Origin of the sequence: Cohnella yongneupensis, assembly GCF_042655785.1 — a bacterium.
GTDB lineage: Bacteria > Bacillota > Bacilli > Paenibacillales > Paenibacillaceae > Cohnella > Cohnella yongneupensis.
On record NZ_JBHSNC010000057.1, the window covers coordinates 18,431 to 43,956 of the forward strand.

At 54.0% G+C, this 25,526-nt stretch carries 21 protein-coding genes and 1 other annotated feature; of the genes, 17 read left to right on the forward strand and 4 right to left on the reverse strand.

All coding sequences use genetic code 11. The features are described 5' to 3' along the window. Positions 1-100: 100 nt before the first annotated feature. The 10 genes from alaS (at position 101) to ACFPQ4_RS21520 (ending at position 12,678) form a co-directional block, all read left to right on the forward strand. Positions 101-2,728: an alanine--tRNA ligase gene (gene alaS / locus ACFPQ4_RS21475; protein ID WP_378114507.1), complete on the forward strand. Its 2,628-nt coding sequence runs from the start codon at positions 101-103 to the stop codon at positions 2,726-2,728. Positions 2,729-2,812: 84 nt separating this feature from the next. Then, positions 2,813-3,088: an IreB family regulatory phosphoprotein gene (locus ACFPQ4_RS21480; RefSeq protein WP_378113966.1), complete on the forward strand. Its 276-nt coding sequence runs from the start codon at positions 2,813-2,815 to the stop codon at positions 3,086-3,088. A 3-nt stretch (positions 3,089-3,091) separates the two neighbouring features. Continuing rightward, positions 3,092-3,505 (forward strand): Holliday junction resolvase RuvX, encoded by a 414-nt coding sequence (gene ruvX / locus ACFPQ4_RS21485; protein ID WP_378113967.1) that lies wholly within the window; start codon positions 3,092-3,094, stop codon positions 3,503-3,505. Positions 3,506-3,516: 11 nt separating this feature from the next. Continuing rightward, positions 3,517-3,831 carry a DUF1292 domain-containing protein gene (locus ACFPQ4_RS21490; RefSeq protein WP_378113968.1) on the forward strand — a complete coding sequence of 105 codons (315 nt, stop codon included), beginning with the start codon at positions 3,517-3,519 and terminating at the stop codon, positions 3,829-3,831. Continuing rightward, on the forward strand, positions 3,828-4,109 hold the full coding sequence (locus tag ACFPQ4_RS21495; RefSeq protein WP_378113969.1) for a DUF1292 domain-containing protein: 282 nt from the start codon (positions 3,828-3,830) through the stop codon (positions 4,107-4,109). The genes ACFPQ4_RS21490 and ACFPQ4_RS21495 overlap by 4 nt, the downstream gene beginning before the upstream one ends. A gap of 85 nt (positions 4,110-4,194) precedes the next feature. Then, the gene (gene mltG, locus ACFPQ4_RS21500) at positions 4,195-5,604 is read left to right on the forward strand and encodes an endolytic transglycosylase MltG (RefSeq protein ID WP_378113970.1); all 1,410 of its coding nucleotides are present in this window, start codon (positions 4,195-4,197) and stop codon (positions 5,602-5,604) included. A gap of 108 nt (positions 5,605-5,712) precedes the next feature. Further along, complete coding sequence (locus ACFPQ4_RS21505) at positions 5,713-6,648, forward strand: peptidase U32 family protein (RefSeq protein ID WP_378113971.1); 936 nt, start codon at positions 5,713-5,715, stop codon at positions 6,646-6,648. A 27-nt stretch (positions 6,649-6,675) separates the two neighbouring features. Then, positions 6,676-7,935, forward strand: coding sequence for a peptidase U32 family protein (locus tag ACFPQ4_RS21510; protein WP_378113972.1), 1,260 nt, complete (start codon positions 6,676-6,678; stop codon positions 7,933-7,935). Between the two features lie 194 nt (positions 7,936-8,129). Beyond that, positions 8,130-10,244 (forward strand): methyl-accepting chemotaxis protein, encoded by a 2,115-nt coding sequence (locus ACFPQ4_RS21515; RefSeq protein ID WP_378113973.1) that lies wholly within the window; start codon positions 8,130-8,132, stop codon positions 10,242-10,244. A gap of 496 nt (positions 10,245-10,740) precedes the next feature. Then, positions 10,741-12,678, forward strand: a complete 1,938-nt coding sequence (locus tag ACFPQ4_RS21520) for a methyl-accepting chemotaxis protein (protein ID WP_378113975.1) — start codon at positions 10,741-10,743, stop codon at positions 12,676-12,678. An 81-nt stretch (positions 12,679-12,759) separates the two neighbouring features. Here ACFPQ4_RS21520 and ACFPQ4_RS21525 read toward each other — a convergent pair whose 3' ends face one another. Together ACFPQ4_RS21525 and tyrS are read right to left on the reverse strand one after the other, a co-directional pair. Beyond that, positions 12,760-13,236, reverse strand: coding sequence for a GNAT family N-acetyltransferase (locus tag ACFPQ4_RS21525; RefSeq protein WP_378113977.1), 477 nt, complete (start codon positions 13,234-13,236; stop codon positions 12,760-12,762). A 31-nt stretch (positions 13,237-13,267) separates the two neighbouring features. Continuing rightward, positions 13,268-14,557: a tyrosine--tRNA ligase gene (tyrS, locus tag ACFPQ4_RS21530; protein ID WP_378113979.1), complete on the reverse strand. Its 1,290-nt coding sequence runs from the start codon at positions 14,555-14,557 to the stop codon at positions 13,268-13,270. A 60-nt stretch (positions 14,558-14,617) separates the two neighbouring features. Beyond that, positions 14,618-14,844 (reverse strand) — a binding site (T-box leader). A 158-nt stretch (positions 14,845-15,002) separates the two neighbouring features. On the opposite strand from tyrS, the gene ACFPQ4_RS21535 reads away from it, so the two are divergent. Further along, positions 15,003-16,829 (forward strand): peptidoglycan D,D-transpeptidase FtsI family protein, encoded by a 1,827-nt coding sequence (locus tag ACFPQ4_RS21535; RefSeq protein ID WP_378113980.1) that lies wholly within the window; start codon positions 15,003-15,005, stop codon positions 16,827-16,829. On the opposite strand, the gene ACFPQ4_RS21540 is transcribed toward ACFPQ4_RS21535, so the two are convergent. Continuing rightward, a complete protein-coding gene (locus ACFPQ4_RS21540) occupies positions 16,771-17,907 on the reverse strand; it encodes an AI-2E family transporter (RefSeq protein ID WP_378113981.1) in 1,137 nt (378 codons plus the stop codon). The two genes, ACFPQ4_RS21535 and ACFPQ4_RS21540, sit on opposite strands and share 59 nt — an antisense overlap. 175 nt (positions 17,908-18,082) lie before the next feature. Here ACFPQ4_RS21540 and ACFPQ4_RS21545 point away from each other — a divergent pair, with 175 nt between their 5' ends. Beyond that, positions 18,083-18,835 carry a polysaccharide deacetylase family protein gene (locus tag ACFPQ4_RS21545; RefSeq protein WP_378113982.1) on the forward strand — a complete coding sequence of 251 codons (753 nt, stop codon included), beginning with the start codon at positions 18,083-18,085 and terminating at the stop codon, positions 18,833-18,835. Beyond that, positions 18,836-19,480, forward strand: coding sequence for a YkoP family protein (locus ACFPQ4_RS21550; RefSeq protein ID WP_378113983.1), 645 nt, complete (start codon positions 18,836-18,838; stop codon positions 19,478-19,480). Between the two features lie 56 nt (positions 19,481-19,536). On the opposite strand, the gene ACFPQ4_RS21555 is transcribed toward ACFPQ4_RS21550, so the two are convergent. Next, entirely contained in the window at positions 19,537-19,893 is a 357-nt protein-coding gene (locus ACFPQ4_RS21555; protein WP_378113984.1) for a hypothetical protein, read from the reverse strand. A 220-nt stretch (positions 19,894-20,113) separates the two neighbouring features. Here ACFPQ4_RS21555 and ACFPQ4_RS21560 point away from each other — a divergent pair, with 220 nt between their 5' ends. From ACFPQ4_RS21560 to ACFPQ4_RS21575, 4 genes are all read left to right on the forward strand, one after another. Continuing rightward, positions 20,114-21,091, forward strand: a complete 978-nt coding sequence (locus tag ACFPQ4_RS21560; protein ID WP_378113985.1) for a sugar phosphate nucleotidyltransferase — start codon at positions 20,114-20,116, stop codon at positions 21,089-21,091. Beyond that, complete coding sequence (locus ACFPQ4_RS21565) at positions 21,088-22,383, forward strand: UDP-glucose dehydrogenase family protein (RefSeq protein ID WP_378113986.1); 1,296 nt, start codon at positions 21,088-21,090, stop codon at positions 22,381-22,383. Before ACFPQ4_RS21560 ends, ACFPQ4_RS21565 begins: the two co-directional genes overlap by 4 nt. A 113-nt stretch (positions 22,384-22,496) precedes the next feature. After that, complete coding sequence (locus tag ACFPQ4_RS21570) at positions 22,497-24,248, forward strand: CotS family spore coat protein (RefSeq protein ID WP_378113987.1); 1,752 nt, start codon at positions 22,497-22,499, stop codon at positions 24,246-24,248. Positions 24,249-24,276: 28 nt separating this feature from the next. After that, complete coding sequence (locus tag ACFPQ4_RS21575) at positions 24,277-25,509, forward strand: glycosyltransferase family 4 protein (RefSeq protein ID WP_378113988.1); 1,233 nt, start codon at positions 24,277-24,279, stop codon at positions 25,507-25,509. Positions 25,510-25,526 lie beyond the last annotated feature (17 nt).

Genomic DNA, 25,526 nt, shown 5'->3' on the forward strand with positions numbered 1-25,526 from the left:
CCGCGAAGACATTCGTCCCTGAATTTATTCAGGGGCTTTTTTTATTTGTTCCCCCGCAACCCATTTAATGAATCATTAGGAGGCACTTCACATGAAACCAATGAAAGCCGCTGAAATTCGCGCCAAATGGCTGGAGTTTTTCGCCACCAAAGGCCACAAGATCGAGCCGAGCGCTCCGCTCGTTCCGCATAACGATCCATCCTTGCTCTGGATCAACGCCGGTATGGCGCCGCTTAAAGCTTACTTCGACGGGCGCGTGAAACCTGAAAATCCGCGTATCGCGAACTCCCAGAAATGCATCCGCACGAACGATATCGAGAACGTCGGCAAGACGCGCCGCCATCATACGTTGTTCGAGATGCTCGGAAACTTCTCTATCGGCGATTATTTCAAGGAAGAAGTCATCACGTGGGCATGGGAGTTTCTGACGAGCCCGCAGTGGATCGGATTCGAGCCGGAGAAGCTGTCCGTCACGGTTTATCCGGAGGACGAGGAAGCGTTCAAGTTCTGGAACGAGAAGATCGGCTTGCCGGCCGAAAGAATCTACAAGCTGCAAGACAACTTCTGGGATATCGGCGAAGGCCCTTGCGGTCCTTGTACCGAGATTTTTTACGACCGCGGCGACAAGTACGGCGATCTGTCCGATCCGGAATGCACGCCGGGCGGTGAGAACGAGCGTTTCCTCGAAGTATGGAACCTCGTGTTCTCGCAATTCAACCATAACAAGGACGGCAGCTACACGCCGCTACCGAACAAGAACATCGATACCGGCGCCGGTCTCGAGCGCATTACGTCGATCGTACAGGACGTCGATTCGAACTTCGATACGGATCTGTTCATGCCGTATATCGAGCGCACGAGCGCTATTTCCGGCATTAAATATAAGCAGAACCTCGAGCAAGATATTGCGTTCAAAGTGATTGCCGACCACGTGCGCATGGTTACGTTCGCGGTAGGAGACGGCGTTCTCCCTTCTAACGAAGGACGCGGTTACATCATTCGCCGCTTGCTTCGCCGCGCGGTCCGTTACGGCAAAGTGCTCGGCATCGACCGTCCGTTCCTGTGGGAGCTTACGGCTACCGTAGGCGAAGTAATGGGCGGCTACTATCCGGAAGTGCTCGAGAAGCGCGAGTTTATCGAGAAAGTGATCCGCACGGAGGAAGAGCGTTTCCACGAGACGCTGACGGACGGCTTGGCGATTTTGGCGGATTTGTGCGCGAAAGCCCGCGCCGAAGGCAAGAACGCGATTTCCGGTCCGGACGCGTTCAAATTGTACGACACGTACGGCTTCCCGTTCGACCTGACCGAAGACTACGCGACCGAGCAAGGCATGACCGTCGACCGCGAAGGCTTCGATGCTTCGATGGAAGAACAACGCGAACGCGCTCGCGCGGCGCGCCAAGAAACCGACAGCATGAAGGTGCAAGGCGGACCTCTTGCCGATTATACGGATAAGAGCGAATTCATCGGATACGATCAATTGTCCGCGGAAGCTCGCGTCATCGCGATCGTCGCCGACAATCAATTCGTAGACGCCGCGGGCGTAGACGAAAAAGTGCTAGTCGTATTGGATCGGACGCCGTTCTATGCCGAAAGCGGCGGCCAAGTGAGCGACCGCGGCTTGCTGAAGGGCAACGGCATGACTGCCGAAGTACTCGGCTTGAGCAAAGCGCCGTACGGACAGCACGTGCATCAAGTAGCCGTGACAGCCGGCGCGCTTCGCGTAGGGGATACGGTCACGGCAACGGTCAATGCTGCCGAGCGCGGCGATACGATCAAAAACCATACGGCGACGCACTTGCTCCACAAAGCTTTGAAGGAAGTGCTAGGCGAGCACGTTAACCAAGCGGGATCGCTCGTCGGGCCTGAACGTCTGCGCTTCGACTTCTCGCACTTCGGCGCGATTACGGCTGAGGAGCTGGCGGATATCGAGCGTCGCGTCAACGAGCAAATCTGGCTCGGCACCGAGCTCGACATCACGCTCAAGCCGATCGCCGAAGCGAAAGCTATGGGCGCCATGGCGCTATTCGGGGAAAAGTACGGCGACGTCGTTCGCGTCGTTCGCGTAGGCGACTACAGCCTTGAGCTGTGCGGCGGCTGCCACGTGCGCAATACGTCGCAGATCGGCTTGTTCAAGCTCGTCAGCGAAGGCGGCGTCGGATCCGGCGTGCGCCGGATCGAGGCGGTAACGGGCAAAGGCGCGTACAACTACTTGGATGAGCAACTGAACGTGCTCAAGCAAGCGGCATCGCTTCTGAAGTGCAACGTCGCGGACGTGCCGAAGCGAATCGAAGCGGCGCAAGCGGAGACGCGTCAGCTGCAACGCGATAACGAGTCGCTCCAAGGCAAGCTTAGCCGCTTGGAGGCGGCGGATCTCGCCGGTCAAGCGAAGTCGATAGGCGGTGTTACGCTGCTCGCGGCTCAAGTAAACGCGGGCGGCATGGACGCGCTGCGCGGCGTGGCCGACGAACTGAAGCTTAAGCTCGGTTCCGCGGTACTCGCTCTCGGCGCGGTAGACGGCGACAAAGTGAATCTTGTCGTCGCGGTTACGCCGGACTTGGTAGGTCAAGGTTTGCACGCAGGCAAGCTGATCAAAGAAATCGCCGCGATTTGCGGCGGCGGAGGCGGCGGCAAGCCGGAGCTCGCGCAGGCCGGCGGCAAAGATCCTTCCAAGCTCGCCGAGGCTTTGGCAACGGCGGAACGGCTCGTGCTCTCGCAAATCAATTGACTGTGATTTCCTGTCCACTGCAGAATATGATATGATGAGATCAAATAACGATCTGTGCGTTAATATGAGAGCGAGGTGCAGGATATGAGTCAAGCGGATAAGAACCATCTTGATCTGACAGTCAAGTTTGATGTCGTAGCAGACCCGCAAGAGGTTTCGTCCCGCGATATTTTATTCTCTGTTCACGATGCTTTGCAAGAGAAGGAATATCACCCCATTAACCAGATTGTCGGGTATTTGCTGTCAGGTGATCCAGCTTATATCCCCCGCCACAATAACGCGCGAAGTCTGATTCGGAAGAAAGAACGCGACGAGCTTATCGAAGAGCTCGTCCGGTTCTACCTTCAGCAGAACCGGTAACCGATGAGAACAATGGGATTGGATTACGGGGAACGGCGGATCGGGGTTGCCATAAGCGATGCTTTCGGATGGACCGCCCAGGGTTCCGAAGTGATAGACAGGAAGATCGTCAAAGACGAGTTCGCGCGAATCGCGGAGCTCGTTAAGTTGCACGAGGTCGACAATCTGCTCGTAGGATTGCCGAAGAACATGAACGGTACGATAGGCCCAAGTGGCGAAAATTGTATCGCATTCGCGGAGCAACTGAAACAGAAACTAGGCTTGCCTGTCCAATTATGGGATGAGCGACTAACGACGGTGGCGGCGGAACGAACGCTCCTGGAAGCCGACGTTAGCCGCAACAAGCGCAAGCAGGTCATCGATAAGATGGCCGCCGCGATATTGCTTCAAAGTTATCTCGACTCGAGAGCGAAATGAGGGAAACCGGAATGGCTGATAACAACCAATTGCACGAAGAAGAAGCCGAAATTATTTACATCCCGGATGACGAAGGGAACGATGAAGCGTTCGAAGTCATCATGAGGTTCGAGCTAGACGACGGGACCGACCGCAAATACATTATGGTCGTGCCTGCGGAAGACGACGGAGACGAAGAACAAGAGGTGTTCGCTTTCCGTTATGAGGAAGAGAACGACGACATTCAACTGTTCCCGATCGAAGATCCCGCGGAGTGGGATATGGTCGAGGAGACGTTTAATACGTTAATCGGCGAATTCGACGAAGCCGAAGGAGACAAAGCGTGATTGAAAGCGGAGCGCTCAAACGGCAATTCGGAGATAGCATCGAATTGAACGGCGAAAGCGAAGTTTACGCGATATTGGCGGAGCTGAGCTTGAACGGCTCGTCGTACGCGATCCTTCAATCCGAAGCGATGCAAGGGGAAGACGCGATCGAAGTTTTCCGGATCGTTGCGGATGCCGAAGGCATCCTTCAACTGGAGACGGTTGAAGACGACGACGAATGGGAAGCGGTCTCGGAAGCCTACGACGATGCGCAATTTGGCAGTGACGACCAGCCTTAAGGGCGAATGAATCGAAAGAGAGCGGGCAACCGCTCTTTTTGAACATTTTTCGTGCCCGCGGGGCTGCTGGAGGGGACATAAGAGCGTGGACAGAGACGATGAGTCGCAATCGAACGGCTGGAAATCGTATTACGGTGACCGTTTGAACGACGACAAAGACGATAACGACGATATTGATACGCTGAAAGCCGAACGCGATCGGCTTCGCGAACGGTATGCCGCTAGCTCGCAAGACGCGGAAGAAGACGCGCATACACGCCAATTCCAAGGGTTTACGCAGCAGTTGCGGGAGGAAGCGCCACATCTTGCCGAAGCGACGACAGCTTCCGCCGGGTTAGCCGGCGGAATGCCGCCGCGCCAATCGGAGCCGCCGGCCGATCGGCCGACGCCTAAAGCGACATCGCGCAACGCGACGTACGTACCGCCCAAAAAGCCGAAAGTGCTCTTATGGTCGTTCCTGATCGCGCTGGGCATCGTCATGTCCGTAGGCGCCGGAGCGCTGTTCTACTTATGGAATGGATTACGTCCGCCAGCGGCGGGCGAACCTATCGAAGTGACGATCACGCCGGGCATGCGCGCGCAGAAGATCGCTGAATTGCTTGAGGAGAACGGACTTATACGTAACGCTTTTCTATTCAGCGGTTGGATGAAGCTTAAGGACGAGGGTTCGCGTTTTCAAGCTGGCGTCTATCGCCTTACGCCTGGCATGACGCGGGAAGAGATCGTGGCTAAATTCGACGCGGGCGAGATCGTTGCTGCCGCTACGATCAAATTCACGATTCCGGAAGGCTTTACCGTCCAGCAAATCGCCGCAAGGCTAGCCGATGCAGGAGCCTCGGACAAAACCAAGTTCCTCGACGCGGCGAAGCAGCCAGCGCTATGGACAGGCTCGGTATGGACGTCGACGCTGCCGTCGGACGGCTCGCTCAGATATCCGTTGGAAGGGTATTTGTTCCCGGATACGTACGAGTTCAAACGGGGAGCGACGGAAGCGGAGATCATCAACCGGATGCTTGCCGAGCTTGATCGCAAGCTCGATCAGTTGCCGGAAGATTGGCAGACGACGCTCGAAGAGCGCGGACTTACCGTTCATCAGTTGCTCACGATCGCATCGCTTATTGAACGCGAAGTCGTCGTCGACGAAGAACGGCCGATCGTATCGAGTGTTATTCAGAACAGGCTAAGGAAGAAGATGCCGCTCCAGATCGACGCGACGATCCAATATTTGCTCGACAAGCAAAAGGAACGCCTGTTGCAAGAAGACTTGAAAGTGGTCAGCCCGTACAACACGTATTTGAACGCGGGATTACCGCCGGGTCCGATCGCGACGCCGAGCTACAAATCGATCGAAGCTGCGCTATATCCGGATAAGACCGATTACTTGTACTACGTAACGAAGAAAGACGGCTCGAACACGCACTTGTTCGCCGTAACCTATAAGCAGCATCAGAAGAACATCCAGATCAGCGAAAAGAACGAGAAGAACAAAAAATAAAACGGACGCGCCCGAAAGCGGCGCGCCTCGGCCCGGACATGCGAAGATCGGCTAACCTCTGAGTTAGTCGACGCGTGCCGGGCCTAAGATTTCAGAGGTGATACTAAAATGACATCGACCATTCCCGAACTGTTGATCTCCGCAGGATCGATCGAACAGCTCGAACGTTATATCGGGGCAGGCGCGACCGCCGTCCTTATCGGAGAATCGAAATTCGGCATGCGTCAGCCCGGAGATATCCGCGCCGAGCAATTGGGCGAAGCGGTCGCCGTTGCGCATCGTCTTGGCGCCAAAGCCTATGTGAACGTAAATAAACTGTTCCGCAACGACGAGCTAACCGGCTTGCCCGAATATTTGCGGATCGTGAGCGAGTCTCAAGCGGACGCGATCGTATTCGGCGATCCGGCCGTGCTGATGAACGTTCGCCGGCATGCACCGGATTTGCAGTTGCACTGGAACGCCGAGATGACCGGCACGAACTCGGCTGCCGCCGCGTTCTGGGGACGTCGGGGAGCCGTTCGCGCCGTAGCTGCAAGGGAACTGAACGAGGCGGAAATCGCCGATTTCCGAAGCCAGATCCAGATGGAAATGCAAGTACAGGTGCATGGCATGACGAACATCTATCACTCCCACCGCAATTTGCTCGAGAGCTACATCCAGCATATCGGACGCGACGCGACGCTCATTCGCAAGGGGGCGGACAAAGGCTTATTTCTCGTCGAGACCGAGCGTCCGGACGAGAAGTTCCCTGTATACGAGGACGACAACGGCACCCACGTTATGAGCCCGGACGATATTTGCTTGCTCGAGGCGCTTCCCGAGCTGATCGAAGCGAACGTGGACAGCTTATACATCGAATCGCTCTTGAAATCGGACGAATACAATGAAACGACGCTTAGAAGTTATCGCGCAGCCCTGGATGCTTGGCAGAACGATCCCGGAGCTTATCGCTTCAAAGACGAGTGGCTGAACGCCATCCGCAAGCTTCAGAACCCGGACCGCGAGCTCGGATTCGGATTTTTGTATAAAGAGCAAGTGTATTAAAACGCATTAAGGAAGGAGGCCATACTAATGACACATACAGTTACGTTGGAAGGCGAATCGAGGCTCGGCAAACGCCAGCGTCTCGCTAAGCCGGAACTGCTCGCTCCCGCCGGCAGTCTAGAGAAATTGAAATTCGCGGTTCATTACGGCGCGGACGCGGTATACATCGGAGGGCAGCAATACGGCTTGCGCTCGAACGCGGACAACTTCAGCTTCGAAGAAATGCGTGAAGGCGTGGAGTTCGCGGCGAAATACGGGGCAAAGGTGTTCGTCGCTACGAATATTTACGCGCATCAGGAGGACTTGGCAGGCGTCGCCGATTATTTGCGCGAGCTAGAGAAAGCGGGGATCGCGGCGATTATCGCGGCTGACCCGGCGATCGTCGAAGTCGCTATGAAGGCAGCTCCCAAGCTGGAGGTTCACCTTAGCACGCAGCAGTCGACGATGAACTGGCAAGCGGTGGAGTTTTGGAAAGAGGAAGGCTTGCCGCGCGTCGTGCTCGCCCGAGAGACGACGATGGACGAAATCCGCGAGATGAAAAACCGCGTGGAAATCGAGCTGGAAGTGTTTATTCACGGAGCCATGTGCTCGTCCGTATCCGGACGTTGCGTGCTCTCGAATCACTTTACGGACCGCGACTCGAATCGCGGAGGCTGCTGCCAATCTTGCCGATGGAAATACGATTTGCACGCGGACGAACAATCCGTCTCTGAAGCCGGACAAAACTTGTTCACGATGGGTTCCAAGGACCTATGCATGATCCAGCACGTTCCGGACTTGATCGATGCCGGCGTCGATAGCTTCAAAATCGAAGGGCGCATGAAGAGCATCCACTACGTCGCGTCCGTCGTTAACGCTTATCGCCAAGCTATCGATGCATACATGGAGGATCCGGAGCATTACGAGCTTCGCCAGGAGTGGGTCGACGAAATCGGCAAAGCGGCGAACCGTCCGCTCAACACCGGCTTCTTCTACACCGTTCCAGGCGCCGAGGAGCATATTTACGAAGCGGAAGAGAAACCGGCCCCCTACGACTTCGCTGCGATCGTCACCGATTACGACGAGGCTACCGGCATCGCTACCGTGCAGCAACGCAGTCCGTTCCGTCCCGGCATGGAAGTCGAATTCATCGGTCCGGGAGGCCGTCAATTCAAGCAGCAAGTCGGCGAAATGACGGACGAAGAGGGCAACGCGCTTACGGTCGCGCGCCATCCGTTGCAGCGCATTCGCCTAGCCGTGGCACAACCCGTTCAACCGCTCGATTTGATGCGCAAAAGAATCGGATAAAAAACTACAGTTCGTGATTAAAAAATTAAATTATTTTTAACAATCAACAGGAGTTTTGTTTGGACTTGTCGAATTGACTCTCTTATAGTAAATCCTTGGCATTATTGGCCAATGGTTGCTGAAGAGAACTTCGACAAGTCCTTTTTGTTGCAGCTTTGTCAGTCGTCATTACGTAGAAGAGGGTGTTACATCAGATGAAGAAAACGTGGCGTGAACACGCGGAGTCGGTCAATTGGAAAAAAGGCGCTAAAAGTGTAAGCGTTTTTTCGAAAAAAGTTGGCGGTCAGCTGAAGGGAACGAAGTTCGAAAATCCGATTCGTTCGGTAGGCATGAAACTGTTCTTGCTAATTTTTTGTAGTATACTCGCGGTCGTCTTGTGCTTAGGATGGTTCTCTTATTCGAAATCCAGTTCGATCATCAAGAATAAGGTTGCGGACGCAACCGGCCAGACAGCGACGCAGACGGCAGGCAAAATCGGCTTGTTGCTCGACGGATACGAGAAAGCTTCGCTTCAATTCATTACGGACAACCAATTCATGAGCATGCTTAATACGCTCGCCGTTACGAAGGACGACTACGAGGTATTCGATACCGCACGGAAGTTGACGGAGAAGCTGAACGGCGTCGTTATGGCGGATGGCACCTACGAGTCGATCTCGCTCGTGCCTAAAGATCCCAACGACCAGCTTATTACGACGGGAAGCTCGTTAGTCAAAGAAGAAATCATGAAGTCCCCTTACATTAAGACGATCGATGAAGGCGGCGGCAAGGCGGTATGGGTACCGACCCAGCCTAAAGGGATCGACGGATCACGCAACGGACCTACGTTCTCGATCGGCCGCAAGCTGAGCCAAGGCAAAGATTATTACTTGATTTTGGAAATCAAAACCAAGGCACTCGAAGACCAACTGAAATCGGTTAACCTGGGCGAAGGCAGCAGTACATTTATCGTTTCGGATAACGGTACGATTGTGTTCGGCCCAAGCGTTGAACAGTTCGGCACGAACTATCCTTATCAGGAGCCGGAGGTCAGTGCTCCTAAGACGATTAACTTCGGCGGCACGGACAACTTGTCGTCGGCAGGCTTGATCGAGCTGAACGATTGGAAGCTAATCGGCAACATTCCGGTATCGTTGATGGTCAAAGACGCGAAAGCGATCAGCAACTTGACGTGGTTGATGTCCCTTCTGGCTGCGCTTATCGCGGCAGGTATCGGCGTAATCGTCATGCTGACGGTAGGTCGTCCGCTCGCTCAATTGCGTACGCTGATGAACGAAGGGGAGAAGGGTAACCTTACCGTTCGTTCAACGATCCGCAAGAAGGACGAGATCGGGCAGCTGTCCGACAGCTTCAACCGCATGATGGAGGAAATTACCGGACTCGTTCGCCAGACAACGCTATCCGCGCAAGAAGTGCTCGAAACGGCGGCTTCGTTGACGGAATCCTCTCGCAAGACGGCCGGGGCGGCCAAAGAAATCGCTGTCGCTACCGAAGAGATCGCGAACGGCGCTACGAACCTTGCGGTAGAGTCGGAAAAGGGCACGGACTTGACGATCATGATCGGTTCGCAGGTTCAGTCTGTTATTACTTCCAACATACAGATGGGTCAATCGGCGAGCGAAGTCGAAGAAGCTAGCCGGAAAGGCTCGGAATATATGGGCACATTGATTAAAAAGACGGGACAGACGGAAGATATGACCCGTTCCATGGTAGAGAAGGTAGACAAGCTCAAAGACAGCACGCGTTCGATTCGCAAAATTTTGGACGTGCTGGGCAACATGACGAAGCAGACGAACATCCTGTCGCTTAACGCCACGATCGAAGCTGCGCGCGCGGGCAATGCCGGCAAAGGCTTCATGGTCGTCGCGGACGAAATCCGCAAGCTCGCGGATCAATCGAGACAATCGATCGGCGTGGTCGGCGAAATCGTAGAGAAGATCCAACGCGAGATCGACGAGACGGTATCCGTATTGTCCGAAGCGTACCCGATCTTCCAAGAGCAAATCGAATCGGTTCGCGAGGCCAACCAAATCTTCTACGTCGTTCAAGACAACATGACCGGCTTCGTTCATCGCCTAGAATCGGCAACCGACTCTGTCCGCGATCTGGAGGAAGCGCAATCGACGCTGTCGCTCGCGATGAGCAACGTCAGCGCCGTAGCGCAAGAGGCTTCCGCAACGTCGGAGCAAGTCGCGTCGCTCAGCAACGAGCAGCTTAACATTAGCGACGGTCTCGTTCAGTTGTCGAACAGGCTTGAAGCGGTATCGGGTAAGCTGCGCGAATCGTTGAGCCGGTTTACGGTAGCTTAAGGCAAAGTAAGTTCTCGAAGGTTAATCTACGAAGTCCGATCATAAACGTAAGGCGCCGTTCCATAAGGGGCGGCGTCTTACGTTTTTAATCGTTTTTGGGGGATAACTTAACTATAGCGGGAACGCGTTTTTCTGCATATGTGGCATTCTTGAATTAAGCCATGACGATCTTAGCCAACGCACTCGACGTATTTCGACAAGCCAAGATCGAACGGGGAAAGTTTGTTTTCCTCTCATTGTGACGGGCGACGACCGCCATATAAAATTACCGCGTACAAGCTCTTTATTAAATAGAGAAGGCGGGTCTATTATGGACGTTCGGAACAAGGGAAGGCTACAAAAGTGGCTTGCATTAGCCCGACGGAACACAAGTGGAGGGAACGGTGGACACCATTCGAGAAGGCCGAGCGGGATAAGGAGAGTCCGCTTCTCGAACCCGGTTCGCTCGGTAGGAATGAAGCTCTTCCTACTAATCTTTTGCAGTACTCTCGTATGCGTGTTATGTCTCGGATGGTTTTCCTATTCCAAATCCAGCTCTATTATTCAACAGAAAGTCGCCGATGCCACGAATCAGACGACTAAAGAGAACGCGGGCAAGCTTGCGTTGCTGCTGGAAGGGTATGAACGTCAGTCTTTGCAGTTCGTGACGGACCAAACGTTTTTGAGCAACATGAAAATTATCGGAGCGCCGGCAACCACGGAGGAGGAAGGCGAAGCGGTCCAGGCGATAACGGCAAAGATTAACGGGGCGGCTCTAGCGGACTCGGCGATCGAATCTCTAATTCTATTGCCTTTCGAGAGAGATAAGCCCGTCATTAAATCTAACAGCAACCTGAACATGTCGAAAATCTGGAACGCGCCTATGTTGAAGACGTTTGAGGAAGGGGCCGGGAAAGTCGTGTGGTTGCCGACTCAGCTTAAAGGGATCGACGGCATGCGTTTGAACTCGACGATTATGCTCGGTAGAACGATCAATATCGCTCACAAGTATTACTTGATTATGGAGATCAAGCTGGAGGCGCTCGAACAGCAAATGAGCAGCGTGACGCTTGGCGAAGGCAGCAGCGTGTACGTCGTCTCTCCGGACAATAAAATCGTATTCGGTCCCGATTTAACGAAGGTGGGTACGGACTATCCTTATCCGCACGGGAACGTTAACGGATCGAGGACGATCGATATGGCCGGCACGAAGATGGTGTCTTCCGTCGGCGTCATAAAGACGAACGGTTGGATGGTGCTCGGCAACATCCCCGTGTCGTCGCTCGTGAAAGATACGAAGGCCATTAGCCGGTTAACTTGGGCAATGTCCGCCGTTGCGGCTGTAATCGCGGCCGGCATAGGCGTCATTGTCATGTTAACCGTCGGGAGGCCGCTTGCCCGGCTTCGCACGCTAATGAACGAGGGAGAGAAGGGCAACTTGACGGTTCGATCGACCCTTCGCCAAAGAGACGAGATAGGACAGCTGTCGGATAGCTTTAACCGAATGATGGCAGAAATTACGGGGCTTGTTCGCCGGACGAATCAATCCGCGCTAGAAGTGCTCGAGACGGCGGCAACGTTAGCGGATGCTTCGCGCAAGACGGCAAGCGCGGCATCGGAAATCGCGGTCGCGACGGAGGAGATCGCGGGCGGCGCGACGAATTTGGCGACCGAATCCGAGAAAGGCACCGATCTGACCGTCTGGATCGGAACCCAGGTGCAATCCGTCATCTCGTCCAATGCGCGAATGGGCGAATCCGCGAACGAAGTCGAGGCGGCGAGCCGAACGGGTTTGGATTATATGGACGAATTGATCGACAAGACCGGCCAAACGGAACGGATGACCCGCGCGATGGTCGACAAGGTAGACAAGTTAAAAGAGAGCACGTATTCGATTCGCCGTATTCTCGACGTACTTGGCAATATGACCAAACAGACGAACATCTTGTCGCTCAACGCCACGATCGAAGCGGCGCGCGCCGGCGCGGCCGGCAAAGGCTTCATGGTCGTCGCGGACGAAATTCGCAAGCTGGCCGATCAGTCCCGGCAATCGATCGGTATCGTAGGTGAAATCGTAGGGAAGATTCAGGGAGAGATCGAGGAGACGGTGCACGTCTTGTCCGAGGCGTATCCGATTTTTCGGGAACAGAACGACTCGGTCCGCGAAGCGAACCATATTTTCGGCGTCGTGCAGCACAACATGAACGATTTCGTGGACCGGTTGTCATCGGCGACGGCTTCTATTCGCCAGCTGGAGGACGCGCAATCAACGCTTTCGCTAGCGATGAGCAACGTCAGCGCGGTCGCCGAGCAAGCATCCGCCACGTCGCAGGAGGTCGCATCGCTTAGCAACGAGCAACTCGGCGTGAGCGAAAGTCTCGTACGATTGTCGAATAGACTGGAAGACGTGTCCGCACAGCTGCGAGAGTCGCTTAGCCGGTTTACGGTCGATTAATGAAGGACGGGGAAACAAAAACAGGATGGAGCAGATTATTGAATCTGCTCCATCCTGTTTTTTACTTTTTGCGCTGGTACCTCATTGACTTATCGTTTTCTTGTAATAAATCAACGTAGCTTGGTCATTGAGTCGCTGCTGAACGCCCGTCCGCTCATATCCGATTTTTTCGTAAAGATAACAGTTGCGCGTCTCCTCTAAAATCGTGGCCAGCTCCCAAGACTCGGCTTCGGGGTACAGCTGCTCCGCTAAGGCGAGGGCTTGTTGCGAAAGTCCTCGGCCTTGATGAACGGGAGCAATGAAGATCGGGCTAATCCAGAACTGCGTTTCTTCCTTCCACCATACGCGAATCGCTCCGACGAGGACGCCGGCTTCGATGATTTTGAAGTAAGCGCTACGGGGAGCGTTAATTCTGGCGCGCACGCGATCGAGCGTTTCGTTCGCCGGGCTTGTATCGTAATCTCGATACTTCTCGAGCAACGGGGCAAAAGCTTGAATCTGGATGTCGTAAATCGACTGCGCGTCTTGATCGATCGCGCGTACGAGCGCAACTCCCATTCCCATCCCCCCGTAGCTCGATCCGTATCCTTTAAGCGAACTTCACCAAGAAGTAGTTTTTCTTGCCGCGGCGGAGGACGATGAATTTGCCATGAAGGCGTTCTTCTTTGGCGATCATCGCTTCCGTATCGGTTACTTTACGTCCGTTTACGAGAACGGCGCCGCTCTCGATGTCTTGACGCGCTTGTCTGCGGGACGGCGCGGCTTTCGCGGCGACGAGCAGATCCATCAAGCTGGACGCATCGGCGTCTTCGGCGATCGTGCTCGGCATGTCTTGCAAAGCCTCGATAAGCTCGGCTTCACTGAGCTGCGCGATGTCGCCGGAGAACAACGCTTGCGTGATGAGCTCGGCGCTTGCCAGACCATCTTCGCCATGGACGAGACGGGTGACTTCGCGGGCCAGCTCGCGTTGGGCGGAGCGTTTTTCCGGGCGTTCGGACAGTTCGACCGCAAGCTCGGCGATTTGTTCCCGGGATAACGGGGTGAAATATTTCAGGAACTTGACGACGTCGTTGTCGTCCGTATTGATCCAGAACTGGTAGAACTGGTACACCGAAGTTTTGCTTCTGTCTAGCCAGACAGCGCCGGACTCCGACTTGCCGAATTTTTTGCCGTCGCTCTTCGTGACAAGTGGAAGCGTCATGCCGTAAGCGTCTCCGCCGCCCATTTTACCGATTAGGTCGAGACCCGCGGTAATGTTCCCCCATTGGTCGCTACCGCCGATTTGAAGCGCGCAGCCATGGTCGGAATGCAGCTTGTAGAAGTCGAATGCCTGTAAAATCATGTAGCTGAACTCCGTGAAGGAGATGCCGTTCGCCAGGCGCGAGTCAACGGAGTCTTTGGCCAGCATGTAGTTGACGGTAAAGTTTTTGCCGATATCGCGCAGAAACGTAATAATGTCGAGCGGTTTAATCCAATCGTAGTTGCTGACGAGTTTGGCCGGATTGGCGGACGCGTCGAAATCGAGGAAGCGCGCCAGTTGTCCTTTCAGCCGCTCGGTCCAGCCGGCGACGGTATCGTCCGTGTTCAAGGAACGTTCCGTCGTGCGTCCGCTCGGGTCGCCGATGAGGCCGGTACCACCGCCGACTAGGGCAATCGGCTTATGTCCAGCTTGCTGGAAGCGGCGCAGCACCAAGATCGGGAGCAAATGTCCGATGTGCAAGCTGTCTGCGGTCGGGTCGAAGCCGGCATAGAGGGTAACCGAATCTTCTTGAAGCTTCTTAGCGAGTTCTTCTCGGTGCGTCGTCTGGTGAACGAGTCCCCGGTATTCCAAATCGTCGAGCAAAACGTTGATCGTGTTCGTATCGGTATTCGTGCTCATGTTCATCTCTCCTTGTCAGGTTCCATTGTTAACGCACAAAAAAGACTCGCCTCTGTCATAGACAGGGACGAGTCATCGCGGTACCACCCTTGTTGAGAACGTCAAGAAGAAGTTCTCCACTCTCGCCTGATAACGGTCGGCAGCCGTCTTCTCCTTCTGTCCGGGACAGGTTCGGAGGAAGAAGCTCGGGGACGTAATTCACGTTCGTTGGAGTACCGGCTTGCACCTGACGCCGGCTCTCTGTAACTCCGATTACGAAAGCTACTGATTCCCTTCATTGCGATAAAGCGATTCGGTTCGTCATGCATGGATTTAGTTCAGTTTATACCATGTTCGCGCTTTTGTGTCAAATACGCGCATGTCAGGCCAGTCTGATCGGCGTTCGCGAGGGAATACTGAGAGGATGAGAATCGTACGCTCAAGACAACGCGGGGGGCTATAAAGAATGAATCGGGAATGGGCGAGAAGAGCGTTCCACGTGCTGCTGCTGATCGCCGTCGTCCTAGGCGTGGAAGGCGCGCGATTGGCATGGCTACAGCTAGGGTTCGGCAATGCGCGGACGGCTAGCGGCTCGCTCTTGAGCAACGCGGTTATGCAGCGGTCCGACGGCTTGCTGCTCGATAGCGGCCGGGGACAGTTCAGGGACCGGTACGGGAGATTAATGACCGGGGAGACCGTTCAGACGTTGGCCGCTTTCCCGGACAACGGCATGCCTAGGGGGACTGCGACGTCGCTCGATAGCGTTTCGCGCGCGCTGAAAGTCGAGTCGGCAACGCTTGAAGATTGGCTGGCAAAACTGCGCGAGCCTGCTTTCTGGAAAGAGAAAAGCTCGTTACGGGCGCTCGATCTGTCCGATGCGCAGATTAAAGCGGTGAACGAGGCGGGGCTAACCGGAGTCGCCGTATTGCCAGTCCTTAACAGGTATCCGAAATCGATCGCGCCGCTCCATGCAATCGGGTATATTTCGCAGCATCCCGAACGCGTGCAGGAGCTTTACGGTACGCAGGTTGCGAAGCGCGACATGTCGATTACCCGTCCAATCGGGGGCTCGGGACTGGAAAAGTCGATGGACAGATTGCTGCAAGGGATCGGTCCGACGGCCGTCATTCAAGTGACGGATGCGAAGAGACAGCCGCTTCACGGACTCGGACTTCGTATGATGTTGCCGAACAATGAGCACTATCCGTTGCAAGTAACGACGACGATAGATTTGGATATTCAACAGGCGGTAGATCGCGTTCTAGAGGGCAATCGGATCAAGAAAGGGGCCGTCGTCGTCCTTGATGCCGAGAATGCCGACATTGCGGCGATGGCGTCGCTTCCCCGCCTTAACCCTTATAGCATAGGCGAGCTAGGCACGGACGAACGTAATCATGCGCTGCACGCGGAGCCTCCGGGCTCCGTCTTCAAGACGGTAACGCTGGCCGCGGCGATCGAGTCGGGGATCGCGAGGTGGGACGATGTGTTTTATTGCAGCGGGCATTACGGGAAGTACGGGTTGAAGTGCTGGAAGCATGAAGGTCATGGGGTAATTACGTTGAAGGAAGCTTTCGCCCAGTCCTGCAACGTCGTGTTCGCGCAGCTTGCCGAGCGAATGGATCCCGCTTGGTTGCAAATTACGGCGGACCGTTTAGGTCTAGGCAGACAGATCGGGTGGCATACGGAGAAGTTCGTCGACGGCGCGCCGTTAAGGTTATTGCAAGAGGAGGAGCAAGGCGAGATTTTCTTAAGCCGTAAGCTTGCGGAAGACGGAGGCATACGGGCTGGAACGGGAATCGGTCAGAGGGACGTACGAGTAACGCCGTTGCAGGCGGCGAATATGGTCGTCTCGGTGTTGCATGACGGCAAAGTGTTGTCGCCGCGACTCGTGAAAGACGTTCGGTATGCGGACGGAGGGATTATGACCGATGTCCCCGTTCACGCCGCGAAATCCAAGTACGGCCAGATCGAACCGCGGACCGCCGCTCTGCTACGCGACGGGATGAGAGCGGTCGTGCAGTCGGGTACGGCGGAACGGGCTCTTGCGGGGTCTGATTGGCCGCTTGCGGGCAAATCGGGAACCGCGGAGCTCGCGGGCAAAGACAAAGCCCGTAACGACCATTGGTTCGTCGGTTACGGGCCTGCGAAAGGTAAACCGCATTACGCGGTTGCCGTGCTGCTCGAAGATCAGCCGGCCGGCTTGCGCAATCGGGCGGCGGAACTGTTCGGCGAGATTATGGCGCAACTTCGCCTTCTGGATCATCGGGCTGCGGAGCGAGCGGCGGAACGGTAAATTCTTCTCTCGGATAACGAATCCATTGATGGAAATAGCCTTGGTCGTACAGCGCCTTCAGCAAAATCATGAGAATCGGCGCCAGGATCATTCCGGCGACGCCGAACAGCGACAAGGAGATCATCATGAAGGAGAGCATCGTGAACGCGGATACGCCGACCGTCTGTCCGGTTATCCGCGGCTCTAGAATTTGCCGCGCGATCGTAACGACGAGCAGCAGCCCGGTGAGCCATAAGCCCAACTCATTGTCCCCGGTAAAGAACAGATAGGCGATCCACGGAATGAATAGCGTATTCACGCCTAGCAACGGGAGTACGTCGAAGATGCCCGCCAAGAGCGCGATAGAGAACGCGTTGTTCACGCCCAGCGCGAACAGCGTGATGAAGATCGTAAGGAACGTAATGCTGATTAACTTTCCCTGCGCTTTCAGATATGCGCTTATGCCCCGGAAGACGTTGTTTCGTAAAAACTCCAGCGCGACTTTCAGCGTCTTGGGAGAACGCTCGCGCCCGAGCTTCTTCCACGTCTCGATCTCGACCGAAAGGAAGTAGGCGAGGATGATGGCGATCGAGAAGTTGAACATGAACGACGAGAAGGAAGTAAGCGCGCCCACGAGCCAATTCAGGAACCCGCGCGCCAGCTTGGCGCCTTGATCGGTGACGAAGCCGGTCGCATCGTTCAGCTTCTGCGCGACGTCCGGCGGAAGCGCTTCGTAGTGCCCTTTCATGCTGGCGGTCCAGTCTTGAATTTTAGCTTGCAGTTGAAGCTGATAGTCGGGAAGCTTGTTCGCAAGCTGCGTAATCTGTTGCGTGAAGATGTACCCCAGACCGATGAAAGCCGCCAGGATGATCAGCGTAAACAACAGCGTGCTGATGCCCGAGGCGATCGATTTACGCAGACCCCAACGGTTGAGCAAACGGGCGAACGGTTCGATAATCCAGAAAATAATGAAGGATAGGAACACCGGAGTCGCCAAATTGTACAAATAGCTGAACACGTACATGATTAGCCACACCGTCAGAAAAATAACGCCTATGTCGAACGCGGTACGCCAATATTTTTGATATAACGAGATCATCCGCACATTCACCCTATCTACACGGACGCATCGCGCCCGTATTCCTTTTATTGCTATTGTACATGATTACAAAAAAGATGCCTACTTGGACACTAATTTTATGGCGGGTATGCTAGAATAGATGAAGCATACAGCCGCGGATATTTATACTTGCAATCAAGATGGTGAGGTAGGCATGGGACTCATATTTTGGCTCTTTTTTTACTTTTTGACCTTTTATGCGTTTTTGCCGGCGATTGTAAGCCGGATTTTTGGTTTTCGGGTATTCATGCGAGGCAAGACGGAGCGGGAAATCGCCCTTACTTTCGATGACGGACCGGATCCCGAGTATACGCCAAAGTTGCTGGATTTGCTCAAGCAGCACGGCGCGAAGGGGACTTTTTTCGTCGTTGGCGAGAACGCGGACCGGCTTCCGGATATTATCGCACGGATTCACGAGGAAGGGCATGTCCTCGGTATTCATAACTATGTACATAAGTCGAATTGGTTAATGCGCCCAAGCACGGTGAAGAAGCATATTCAACGGACATCGGACGCGATCGTCCGGATTACGGGCGTAAAGCCGATGTATTATCGTCCTCCGTGGGGAATCGTTAACGTGTTCGACTACGCTAAGCTTGGCCATCTTCAGATCGTGCTCTGGACGTCGATGTTCGGAGATTGGCGGGCTAAGGTAGGCGCCGAGCAGCTCTATCGAAGAATGAGAGCCAAGCTGAAGCCGGGTCAAGTGTTTCTGCTTCATGATTGCGGAACGACTTTCGGGGCGGACCGCGATGCGCCGGCGAATACGATCGAAGCGCTCTCGCGGATTTTGGTCGACGGCGAGAAGCAGGGCTATCGATTTATCGGAATCGACGAGATGATCTCGTTAACGGAACAGCGCAAGCAACGCCGCAAGTCCAAATCATCCAACGACAGGAGCTTGTAGATGTCGAGTCAAGAAACCGCCCCTACTGGCGCAACGAAAAAGATCGGACTGCTTAAAAAAGCGGTCGTAGCGGTCTGGTTGCAATACGAGAAGCTGTTCCATGTCGTATTCCGGCTTCGTCCGGTGGGAGACGGCAAATCGTTCAATTATCGAATTCGCAAGTACTCCGGTCCGCCACTCGAACTTCGCGACGCGCCGGTTCTCCGTTCCGGGGATCATATCATGGAGATTCACTTCGAAAATCAAATGTTGTTCGAGACGGGAATGAGTTCGCGGACGCCTATGCAGATCGGGATTAAGATCATTCGCGAGATGGAAAAAGCTTTGCCCGACCTGGGCAAGGAATTAAGCACCGCTCCTAACGGAGATAAGGTCAAGGCGTTATACGGCGTATCGATGATTCATCGGGGCTCCGAATCTCTCGGATACCAGAACTTCGATCTCCCTAAAGGTATGTTCGCATGGATGACGAATATTTATTTGCGCATTCTGATCCGGGTCATTCACCCGGCGGGCAACGAGCGCGTCAAGGATCACGGTCAATCGTTGAAACCGCGCATGCTTATAATGCCGCGTGAGCAGATGCTCATCTGGGCAAACGACGACGAACCGAGACGAACGATCCGGCAAATGCAGCAACGATAACGATAGAAGCCCCCTCAAGCTAACTTGAAGGGGGCTTTTTTTATTTATTTTACGAATTAGGTCGCGTTTTCATCATCGTCGTCATCGTCGTCATCGTCATCATCGTCATCGTCATCATCGTCATCGTCGTCATCGTCATCATCATCGTCGTCATCGTCATCATCATCATCATCGTCGCTCGGATCAAGGTCGATTTCATCTTTATCCCCGTTCGCGAATTCGACCTCGACTTCCTCTACGTCGTCCCAATCTACCGTGCTTAGCAGAGAGGAGATCGCTTCTTCCTTAGTGACGCCTGTATCTTTCGGCTCCAAGGAATAGTCGGCGGAGCTTCCGTCTTTATATTCGACTTGCACTTCGACGACCTTTTCGTTGGATTCGAGAAACTGACGAACGATTTCTTTGCTATCCATAATCGATCCATTCCTCCATTTTTAATAAAACTTTTCAAGTCATTCGTATAGTATGGCTAAATGCCCGTCCCGGTCATGGGCTAATATAGGTGTTTCGTACAACTATTTTTCAAAGCGTCGATACTCGCCCTTACGTGAATGCCCCAAAGATCATAGCTTATATCACCATTGCTATATGGTAGCGATAATCATCCTTCTTACACAACAAGGGAGAATGCGGATGAAAGGCTTAATTCTGGGCGCCGGTAACGGGACGAGACTCCATCCCTTTACGCGCGTGACGCCGAAAGTGCTGCTTCTGGTAGCGAATAAACCCATTGTTCATTATTGCATCGAAAAGCTCGTTCAACTGGGAATAGAGGAAATCGGTATAGTCATTCAGCCTGCCCAAAAGCCGCTGTTCATGAAGAGAGTAGGACTCGGTGAGCTATGGGGAGTGAATATTCAGTATATAAACCAATACATTCCAAAAGGAATAGCAGATGCTATCAAGCTTGCGGAGCGGTTCATCGAGAACGATGCCTTTCTCTTGCTGCTAGGCGACAATATGCTCGCGGAATCGCTTGAAAGCTTAAGAGATTCGGTTCTAAGCGGGCAACACGACGCGGCGCTGCTTCTCGGGAAAGTCGCGAAACCGCAAGACTATGGAATCGCGGAAATCGAAGGTGATAAGATCGTCGGGCTGGAAGAAAAGCCTTCGCACCCGAAGACGAACTTGGCTGTTCTTGGCGCCTATGCGTTCGGTCCGAAATTGTTCGAGGCTGTTCATGCCATTGCGCCATCGCAGCGCGGAGAATACGAGATTACCGATGCGCTCAAGTGGCTGCTCCGAGAGAATGCTTCGATTTCCTATCGGATGACGGAACGCGAACACTCGGACGTCGGCAGACCCGATCGGTGGTTGAGCACCAATCGATGGATGCTAGAGCAATTCGTCCATACGAGCGGCCGTCACGAACGTTTGATCGCCGCGGGCTGCACGATCATAGGTCCGGTAATTATCGATGATCGGGCGGAGTTGGACAATTGTACGATCGGGCCTTACGTTTCGATAGGTCCGTACGTTCGATTGAAGAATTGCACGGTTAAGGACAGCATCTTGCTCGAGGGCGTCGGCATGATGAACAAAACGATCCATCACGCGATCATTAGCCCGAGACATTCGTATTATCTTAATCGCTTGGAGGCTTCCCAATGAGTATCTTAATTATGGGTACAGGCTATGTGGGCATAACGACCGCGATTATGTTCGCCGAGTTAGGCATACCGTCTACCGGATTCGATTCGAATGCAGGTAAGATCGCAATGCTTAATCAAGGTCACCTGCCGATCTACGAGCCTGGAATGGAGCCGATTTTAGCGAAGCATCTTGCCAGTGGCACGCTTCGATTCGTCCAAGACGAAGAGGAAGCGATCCGCGAGCATCAGACGGTCTTCCTATGCGTCGGCACCCCCTCGAACTCGGACGGCAGCGCTAATCTTCACGCGATTAAGCAGGCTTCGGAATGGATCGGCAAGTATATGCAAGCCGAGACGCTCGTCGTCATCAAGAGCACCGTACCGGTAGGCGTGAACGAAAAGGTGAGCGAATGGATATCGCGCAAACAGACGTCCCCGATCCCGTTCGACGTTGTCATGAATCCCGAGTTTTTGCGCGAAGGGTCCGCTCTCGAAGATGCCCTCGCGCCTGATCGCATCGTCGTCGGCAGCGACAACATGGAAGCCGCCTGGCGGCTTTTGTCCCTCTATGCGGCCATTGAATGTCCGAAGATCATTACGACTCCGAAGGCAGCTGTCATGATTAAATATGCTTCCAACGCTTTTTTGGCGACAAAAATATCGTTCGTGAACGAGCTGTCGGGCTTGTGCGATCGGCTGGGTATCGATATCGAGGAAGTTTCGCACGGGATGGGGTTGGATCCGAGAATCGGCACGAAGTTTCTGAGGGCGGGCATCGGCTACGGTGGTTCTTGTTTTCCGAAGGACGTGGACGCATTGCTCCACACGGCTGCCGCCAGCCGGCAGCGGTTAACGATCATCGAGAACGCGGCGAAAGTCAATCGCATACAACCGCTGCAAGCTTTGGATAAATGGGAGCTCAAGATGCCGTCTACGTTTAGCGGAAAGACGGTCGCCGTGCTCGGCATTGCCTTCAAACCGATTACCGACGATTTGCGGGAAGCTCCGTCTCTTGTTATTTTATCGGAGCTGCTGGCTAAGCAAGCCAAAATTCGCGTGCATGATCCTCTCGCCGTGCTGCCCGCGCACTTCCGGTCTCTCGGCATCATGCAATACGACTCGATCGAAGAGGCGTTGCAAGGCGCGGACGCCGTTATTTTATGCACGGAATGGCCGGAATACCGTCAGGCGGACTGGCAGGCGATGAAGCCATTGTTGAACGGGAACTTCGTCTTCGACGGCCGCAACGCGTTGGATAAGCAAAGCTTGACCACTCTAGGCTACGAATACTATGGAATTAGCAGACACTAGAAGGAAGTTGCCATATCGGCCGCCAAGCGCGGCGAGTACCCAAGCCATGACTTATCCGCTCCCATATACTGACATAGGTACTGGAATTGCATATGGGGCTGGAGGAGATGCTGGTGGAGGAGTATCGTATCGTTCCGTGGGATCAAGATTCATCGATTCCGTTCGGAGTTGATCGCGAGTTTTATATTCCCCCGGAAGTCGAAGAAATCGCGCGCGAGGTCATAACGCACTATGATATGAAGGTTAGCGAGATGACCTTGATAACTTCCAAGCCGGACAAAGGCGGAGCGATCTGGAAGATCGAGACCGACAAAGGGCCTCGAAGTCTAAAGTGTCTTCATCGCGAGCCGAGAAGAAGCTTGTTCAGCGTATATGCGCAACAATGGTTGGTAGAGCAAGGAGCGCGCGTGCCCGCGTTGGTCAAGACGAAGGAAGGCGCGTTATACCTAGAAGCGGGAGGCAAGCTTTGGATCGTGACGGATTGGATCCCGCTCGTTCCCGCATCCAAAGTAGACCTCGAGGGGGCCGAAGCGTTAATATACGGTCTCGGCGAGTTTCACCGTGCGACGCGTGGCTTTATTCCGCCCAAATTCGCGCATCAATCGTCGCGAATTCATAATTGGCCGAAGTACTATTCGAAGATGATCGAGAAGATCGGATGGTTCAAGGATTTAGCCGCTGCTTATCCGGAAACGACGGGGAGCGGACAGCTTCTGCAAGTCGCCGAACATTTTCAACAGCAGGCGAAAGACGCGATGGCCAAGTTCGAAAAGTCGAGCTTTCGCAAAATGGTCGGCAAAGGGGAAAAGTTCTGGGGGCTGGTCCATCAGGATTTCGGCTTCTCGAATGGCCAGATGGGTCCCGATGGCATATGGGTCATAGACTTGGACGGCGTCTCCTATGATTTTCCGATCCGGGATTTGCGCAAAATCATTACGAGTTCGATGGACGATATGGGCATATGGGATCCGGAGATCATGAGAAAGCTGATTCAAGCTTATCATCAGGCCAATCCGATCGACCGGGAAACTTACGAGCTGCTCTTGAACGACATGGCTTTCCCCAATGAATTCTATAAACATATCAAAGAGATGATCTTCGACCCGGAGCTGTTCATGAACACGGAGCTGGAACTGGTTCTTACTCGCGTTCTCGCGACGCAAGAGAGCAAGACGGCGGCGCTCGCCGAACTCGAACGCGATATAACGAATTATGCGCCCGGAGATTACGTGGAAGTATCCGTAGAACAGAAACGTTTGGAACGGATGAAGTATTTGCAGTCGAGGGGCGACGAAGAGATAAGGGTACCTCTAGTCGCCGGAGACGAGTTTGCTTCAATGATGCCGACCGGCGAAACGTCGGAGTTCGATCTCGAGGAAGTGCCTTCGCCGATCGACTTGGGCGCCGAGCTTTCCGAGGTTGCGGAGGACGCCGTTGCCTCGAACGCTCATGACGCGGGCTTTGCTCCCGTACTCGTATTCGGTGATAACAATCAATCGGCGAGCGTCAGCCCGTTCGTATCGGCGCAAACCTCGGATACAATTGCAGCGGGCGCTATAACGTCGCCGGTTCCGCCTATTGTAATTCCTCTTGCAGCCGGAGCGGTTGCGGGTCCTTCAGACTCCACTAAAGTGCCTCTGCGCAAGCCGGGACAACGTACGAACCGTACGATTCGGCGGCGTAAACGCATCATTCGACGTCGTAAATCACCGTTGCCTGCGCGAAAGACTAAAACCAAATCAACCGTTCGTTCCAAGTCGCCCCGTAAATCGAAACCGAGAAAATCAGTCGTTTACAAAACGGCAAACGTCGCGAAACGCAAACTTAACAAGACGAGGGTCCGTAAATTGGCCAAGCGCGCCTAAGGCGTAAGTGACGAGAGGAGAATGCCGTTTGAACGTTTTAATGATTTGTACGGAGAAGCTGCCGGTTCCGAATATAAGGGGAGGAGCGATTCAAACCTATATTTGCGGCGTTGCTCCTCTTATTAGCCAGAAGCACCGTTTGACGATAATGGGTCGAACCGATCCGGATTTGCCGGACAGTGAGACGGTGGACGGCATTCGTTACGTCCGAGTCCGCTCGGACGATTCATTCGAGCTTTATACTCAGAACGTGTTCGACTATTTGAAGTCGACGAAAGAGAAGTACGACGTTATTCATATGTTTAATCGCCCGAAGCTCGTGGATGCCGTCCGCGAAGCCGCGCCTCATGCGCGATTGTTCCTGAGCATGCACAACGACATGTTTAAGCTGGAGAAAATTACGTTCGAGGACGGAGTCGCCGCGATCGAACAGCTGGAAAAAATTATTACGATCAGCAATTACATCGGGAGAACGATCTGCGAATATTTTCCCGAGGCCGCGCCGAAAGTGCGTACGATCTATTCGGGCGTCGACTTATCGCGGTTTACGCCTTGGCTGCAATCGGACACGACTCGGCAAGCGAGAGACAGTCTTCGCGAACAATACGATTTAACCGGGAAAAAAGTCATTCTCTTCGTTGGTCGGTTAACTCGCAATAAAGGGCCTCACGTGCTTATCAAAGCACTTGAATACATTAGACATGAAGATGCGGTACTCGTTATCGTGGGCGGTACTTGGTACCATAACGAGACGGCGTTCAGCGATTACGTGAGCTATATGAGGGCGCTAGCCGCCAGAGCGAGCATCCCGGTCATTATGACGGGTTACGTGCCCGCGCACGAAGTGCACCGTTGGTTTTACGCGGGAGACGTATTCGTCTGTACGTCCATCTGGGAGGAGCCTCTCGCGCGAGTTCACTTCGAAGCGATGGCTACGGGCTTGCCGTTCCTGACGACGGCCAGAGGCGGCAATCCGGAAGTCATTCAGACGAAGAACGGTATTCTGGTCCACAATCCGAACGACCCCGAAGAGTATGCGAAAAATCTTAACTTCCTGTTATCGAATCTAGATTTGGCGAGAGAGATGGGGATGCGCGGCCGACAATTAGTGGAGCGGCATTTCACTTGGGAACGGGTAGCGAGGGAAATTATGGAGTCATGGGAAACGATGCCCGCAAGACGAGTCGTAAAGCTCAGCGAGCTGGCGCCTCCGGTGAACGAATCCAAAGATGCGAAACCATCGAAATGGAACAAAAACTAAAACAAAGGGTGGGCAGA

What these genes read in the sequence shown, in the direction of transcription:
- ACFPQ4_RS21525 (WP_378113977.1), bottom strand. Translation starts at nt 13,236, where the DNA reads ATGGGAGTTGCGCTCGTACGCGCGATCGATCAAGACGCGCAGTCGATT.
- ACFPQ4_RS21490 (WP_378113968.1), top strand. Translation starts at nt 3,517, where the DNA reads ATGGCTGATAACAACCAATTGCACGAAGAAGAAGCCGAAATTATTTAC.
- ruvX (WP_378113967.1), top strand. Translation starts at nt 3,092, where the DNA reads ATGAGAACAATGGGATTGGATTACGGGGAACGGCGGATCGGGGTTGCC.
- ACFPQ4_RS21480 (WP_378113966.1), top strand. Translation starts at nt 2,813, where the DNA reads ATGAGTCAAGCGGATAAGAACCATCTTGATCTGACAGTCAAGTTTGAT.
- ACFPQ4_RS21535 (WP_378113980.1), top strand. Translation starts at nt 15,003, where the DNA reads ATGAATCGGGAATGGGCGAGAAGAGCGTTCCACGTGCTGCTGCTGATC.
- ACFPQ4_RS21515 (WP_378113973.1), top strand. Translation starts at nt 8,130, where the DNA reads ATGAAGAAAACGTGGCGTGAACACGCGGAGTCGGTCAATTGGAAAAAA.
- ACFPQ4_RS21565 (WP_378113986.1), top strand. Translation starts at nt 21,088, where the DNA reads ATGAGTATCTTAATTATGGGTACAGGCTATGTGGGCATAACGACCGCG.
- ACFPQ4_RS21540 (WP_378113981.1), bottom strand. Translation starts at nt 17,907, where the DNA reads ATGATCTCGTTATATCAAAAATATTGGCGTACCGCGTTCGACATAGGC.
- ACFPQ4_RS21545 (WP_378113982.1), top strand. Translation starts at nt 18,083, where the DNA reads ATGGGACTCATATTTTGGCTCTTTTTTTACTTTTTGACCTTTTATGCG.
- alaS (WP_378114507.1), top strand. Translation starts at nt 101, where the DNA reads ATGAAAGCCGCTGAAATTCGCGCCAAATGGCTGGAGTTTTTCGCCACC.
- ACFPQ4_RS21550 (WP_378113983.1), top strand. Translation starts at nt 18,836, where the DNA reads ATGTCGAGTCAAGAAACCGCCCCTACTGGCGCAACGAAAAAGATCGGA.
- ACFPQ4_RS21510 (WP_378113972.1), top strand. Translation starts at nt 6,676, where the DNA reads ATGACACATACAGTTACGTTGGAAGGCGAATCGAGGCTCGGCAAACGC.
- ACFPQ4_RS21555 (WP_378113984.1), bottom strand. Translation starts at nt 19,893, where the DNA reads ATGGATAGCAAAGAAATCGTTCGTCAGTTTCTCGAATCCAACGAAAAG.
- tyrS (WP_378113979.1), bottom strand. Translation starts at nt 14,557, where the DNA reads ATGAGCACGAATACCGATACGAACACGATCAACGTTTTGCTCGACGAT.
- ACFPQ4_RS21505 (WP_378113971.1), top strand. Translation starts at nt 5,713, where the DNA reads ATGACATCGACCATTCCCGAACTGTTGATCTCCGCAGGATCGATCGAA.
- ACFPQ4_RS21560 (WP_378113985.1), top strand. Translation starts at nt 20,114, where the DNA reads ATGAAAGGCTTAATTCTGGGCGCCGGTAACGGGACGAGACTCCATCCC.